General features: G+C 68.1%; 7 protein-coding genes. 3 read left to right on the top strand and 4 right to left on the bottom strand.

The window, feature by feature from the left end:
• The coding region (locus tag GZ67_RS0102155) for a carboxylate-amine ligase (protein ID WP_029273745.1) at window positions 1-985 on the bottom strand (985 nt) is incomplete at its 3' end.
• Window positions 986-993: 8 nt separating this feature from the next.
• Window positions 994-1,260 carry a DUF7218 family protein gene (locus tag GZ67_RS0102150; protein ID WP_029261060.1) on the bottom strand — a complete coding sequence of 89 codons (267 nt, stop codon included), beginning with the start codon at window positions 1,258-1,260 and terminating at the stop codon, window positions 994-996.
• Between the two features lie 120 nt (window positions 1,261-1,380).
• Between GZ67_RS0102150 and GZ67_RS20710 the strand changes: the two genes are divergently transcribed.
• Window positions 1,381-1,545 carry a hypothetical protein gene (locus GZ67_RS20710; RefSeq protein ID WP_017201713.1) on the top strand — a complete coding sequence of 55 codons (165 nt, stop codon included), beginning with the start codon at window positions 1,381-1,383 and terminating at the stop codon, window positions 1,543-1,545.
• Between the two features lie 78 nt (window positions 1,546-1,623).
• Here the strand turns inward: GZ67_RS20710 and GZ67_RS0102140 are convergent, their stop codons facing one another.
• Window positions 1,624-1,833 (bottom strand): CsbD family protein, encoded by a 210-nt coding sequence (locus GZ67_RS0102140; protein ID WP_029261061.1) that lies wholly within the window; start codon window positions 1,831-1,833, stop codon window positions 1,624-1,626.
• Between the two features lie 189 nt (window positions 1,834-2,022).
• Between GZ67_RS0102140 and GZ67_RS0102135 the strand changes: the two genes are divergently transcribed.
• A complete protein-coding gene (locus GZ67_RS0102135; protein ID WP_029261062.1) occupies window positions 2,023-2,424 on the top strand; it encodes a hypothetical protein in 402 nt (133 codons plus the stop codon).
• A 40-nt stretch (window positions 2,425-2,464) separates the two neighbouring features.
• Here GZ67_RS0102135 and GZ67_RS0102130 read toward each other — a convergent pair whose 3' ends face one another.
• Window positions 2,465-2,812, bottom strand: a complete 348-nt coding sequence (locus tag GZ67_RS0102130; RefSeq protein ID WP_029261063.1) for a hypothetical protein — start codon at window positions 2,810-2,812, stop codon at window positions 2,465-2,467.
• 298 nt (window positions 2,813-3,110) lie between these two features.
• Here GZ67_RS0102130 and GZ67_RS0102125 point away from each other — a divergent pair.
• Window positions 3,111-3,593, top strand: a 483-nt coding sequence (locus GZ67_RS0102125; protein ID WP_029273744.1) for an FBP domain-containing protein, incomplete at its 3' end; no start/stop codon positions are given.

Genomic DNA, 3,593 nt, shown 5'->3' with positions numbered 1-3,593 from the left:
CGGTGCCGTCGGTGCGCAGCCGGGCGAGCCCGTCGTGCACCCACTCCTCGTCACCGAGTTCACGAAGCGCCGGGGCGATAACGCCCTGCATCCGCTCGGCGACGGTCCGCGCGTCGTCGATCTCCCCGGTCGTCGGGTCGATCACGCGCGCGTCCATGCCGCGGCGAGCAGCGGTCCACAGCGACGCGTCGATCACATCCGCGCCGATCGCGGCGGGAGGCTGGTCGTCGGTCAGCACGATCGCCCGGCTGAGCAGTGCGGCGAGCACCGATTCCTCCGGAGTCAGCTGCGCATCGAAGACCCGCACCTCGACCGTCGGGTAGCGCTCCGAGATGCGCACCGCCCAGGAGAGCGACGCGGCATCGGCGATGGCCCGCAGATCGATGAGCCGCTGCACCCCCGCGCGGTAGTCGCTGAGATCGCGGAAGTGCGGCGGGCTCCACGAGCCGGGCAGACGACGGATCAGGATGCTGCGCCAGCTGGCGAAGGAGGTGTCGCGGCCCTCCACGAACGGGCTGTTCCCGGTGAGGGCCAGCAGCACCGGCAACCAGCCGCGCACCCGGTCGAGTGCGCGCACCCGCTCTTCGTCGTCGAGCACCTCGACGTGCACGTGCAGGCCGTTGACCTCGTGATCGTGGGTGAGATGGCCGAGCTGCTCGGCGACCACGTCGTAGTGCGGGGACGGGGAGACGGCGGAGGAGCGCGTCGTGGCGAACGGTGTTCCCGACGAGGCCGCGATCGCCTGCTGCTCCTGCGCGTGCCACCCGATCAGCTCGCGCAGGTGTCGCAGCTGTGCCTCGGCATCCGCTCCGGTCGAGACGGGCTCGGTGAGGCACTCGATCTGCGAGGTCAGATACTCCTTCGTGACCTCGCCGCCGGTGCGGAGCCGCGTGATGCGCTCGCGCGTGCCGGCGGCCAGGGCCACGGGCACCAGCGAGTGCTCATCGAGGAAGAGGAACTCCTCCTCGATGCCGAAGCGGGTCATCCCCGGCCTCAGTGATTCCTGAGGGCGGAGATCAGCTCGGACTTCCGCTTTCCGCTGTAGCCGGTGAGTCCCAGCTCCTTCGCGCGTTTGCGCAGCTCCGGAACGGTCCAGTCGTCGTAGTCGCCGTGTTCTCCGCCACGGCGCCCGACGGTGCTGCGACCTTCCTTCGCGGCGGCGTTCGAGATGCGCGCCGCCTTCTCCTTCGACGCCCCGTCATCCCTGAGCTCTTCGTACAGCTCGGGGTCCTTGAGCGAATTGTTCCGTCGTCCTGGCATTGGTTCATCCTTTCGCGCACTCGGAGGGTAGAAGTCAACCCCCTCGGGAAGATGGCTCCGGGGAGCTAGCGTGGGGTCACCGCAGGCGGGCGTTCGCGCCCCGAAAGAAGGGAAAGACCGATGAACATCCTCCTGATCATCGTCATCGTCGTCGCAGTGATCCTCGCGATCACCGGAGGACTGGTGCAGTCGCTCCAGTTCCTCCTGTGGGTCGGACTCGTCCTCCTCGCGATCGCTGTGATCGCCTGGTTGATCCGAGCGATCAGCGGCAGCCGCAAGGTCTGACCGAGGTCTGATCCCGAAGAGGTGGGGCCCGCCCGATGGCGGGCCCCACCTCTTTGCCGTTTCCGGGGGACTCTCGTCCTACTTCTTGTCGAACGCGTCGCGCACGCTGTCGCCGGTCTTCTCGGCGGCGTCCTTCACGTTCTGACCGGCCTGCTTGGTCGAAGCCTTGACCTGATCTGCCTGGCCCTCGGCCTCGAGACGCTCGTTGTCGGTGAGCTTGCCGACGCCCTCTTTGACCTTTCCTGCGGCCTTCTCGGCGGCGTTCTTGACGTCATCTGCAGCACTCATGTTCTGCTCCTCTCCTAGGGCGGATTCGATTGATCCCGACCTTTCCACGCGTGCGCGGAACGGGCCACGGGATTGACAATCCGGCCCGCTCATGTCAACGTTCCGCCCCATCGACGCGGGGTCCCCGAGGGACTAGCCTGGCGCCAGGCGGGTGGTCCTGCCCGCGGACCTCGAAGGAAGCGGTGAGCGATGGACTCGATGATGATGGGCGCCATGTCGAAGAACATGGAGTCGATGCCCGACATGGGCATGATGGACATGTCCGTCATGCAGGCGTGCATGGATGCGTGTGCGGCGTGTGAGCAGGCGTGCACGGTGTGCTCGACGCAGATGATGGACTGTTCACCGGCGTGCATGAACTGCGCAGACATGTGCAACACCATGATGCGTTCGATGATGCGGATGCAGGGCATGACCCCGGCCGCGATGATGGCCATGCTCAACGCGTGCATCGCGATGTGCCAGGTCTGCATGGACGAGTGCATGCGACATGCCGACGACAGCGACGTGTGCCGCATGTGCGCTCAGGCGTGCCAGGCGTGCATGGATGCCTGCACGGCCATGAAGGACATGATGATGGCGAGCGCCTGAGGCGCGATCGCTCTCGACGCCCCGTCGGTGACGGGCCGCGTCAGACGGTGGCGACGTTGAACTGCGTGCGCCCCACGGCGAGCACGCCGTAGCGGGCATGCAGCGCGACCGGCGTGCCCGGGGCCGCTTCGAGTGCCGCGCCGGATCCGTTCCACAGCTCGTGGACCTCGCCGTCGAGCGTGCGCACGACGAGGTCGCCGGCGACGGCATCCGTCGTCACGACCAGGGCGTCGACCCACTCGGCGGGTGTCGCCGAGGCGATGCGCGCCTGGATCAGGTGCAGCGCGTGGCCGGGTGCGAACGAGGAGCACCGGTCGCCGTGGCTGCACATGCACGCTGCACGCTCACGCACCGGGAGGGGCGAAAGGCGGTTCAGCGGCGTGGACACGGTGGTCTCCTTCAGGATCGACGTTCCGGAAAGACTAGGTCGGCTTCCGGGTCGGAGCCAGGCGGGCCGACACGGAGTGAAACAAACGGGTGTAGTCTCTCGGGGTGCTGTCGTCGATGAGCGCCCCTCGGGCGCAGAGCGGAGCTGCAGGCGCCTTCCGCGCCGCAGGCAGAGGCTGAAGACCGGCCGGAGGCGGAACCCCCGTCCCCGGTGCTGCGTCGTACCCCGGCATCCGTCCGGGGATCCTCACCCCGATCGACTCGCCCTCCGGGGCGACCACTCCGAAAGCACTTCTCTCATGCGTCCCATCGACGAGCGCGGCATCCGCGCCTCCTTCCTCAACGCCTCCCGCAAGGAGGTCTCCGACCTGACCCTCCCGCCCGGCTTCGCCGAGATCGACTTCGATCGGCTCGATTTCCTCGGCTGGGTGGATCCGAAGATGCCCCGCCGCGCGTACGTCGTCACGTGGGTCGACGACGCCCCGGTCGGCGTGTTCCTGCAGCGTGCCGAGCAGCGCGTGATCGCCCGGGCGCAGTGCTCCTGGTGCGAAGACGTCACGCTCCGCAACGACGTGCAGTTGTTCGTGGCGCGCAAGGCCGGGGCCGCCGGACGCAAGGGTGATTCGATCGGCGTGCTCACGTGCGCCGAGTTCGGCTGCAACCGCAACGTGCGCATCCTCCCGCCGCTGGCGTACCAGGGCTTCGACCGCGAGTTCGCGCGCGATCTGCGCATCCTGCGTCTGCAGGAGCACGTCGCCGGCTTCCTCGCCGAGGTGGCGGGG

Source organism: Microbacterium sp. Cr-K20 (genome assembly GCF_000708325.1).
GTDB lineage: Bacteria > Actinomycetota > Actinomycetes > Actinomycetales > Microbacteriaceae > Microbacterium.
The sequence above is the reverse complement of the archived record's forward strand: the minus strand, read 5'-3'. Positions and strand labels throughout refer to the sequence as shown.

What these genes read in the sequence shown, in the direction of transcription:
- GZ67_RS0102150 (WP_029261060.1), bottom strand. Translation starts at nt 1,260, where the DNA reads ATGCCAGGACGACGGAACAATTCGCTCAAGGACCCCGAGCTGTACGAA.
- GZ67_RS0102135 (WP_029261062.1), top strand. Translation starts at nt 2,023, where the DNA reads ATGGACTCGATGATGATGGGCGCCATGTCGAAGAACATGGAGTCGATG.
- GZ67_RS20710 (WP_017201713.1), top strand. Translation starts at nt 1,381, where the DNA reads ATGAACATCCTCCTGATCATCGTCATCGTCGTCGCAGTGATCCTCGCG.
- GZ67_RS0102140 (WP_029261061.1), bottom strand. Translation starts at nt 1,833, where the DNA reads ATGAGTGCTGCAGATGACGTCAAGAACGCCGCCGAGAAGGCCGCAGGA.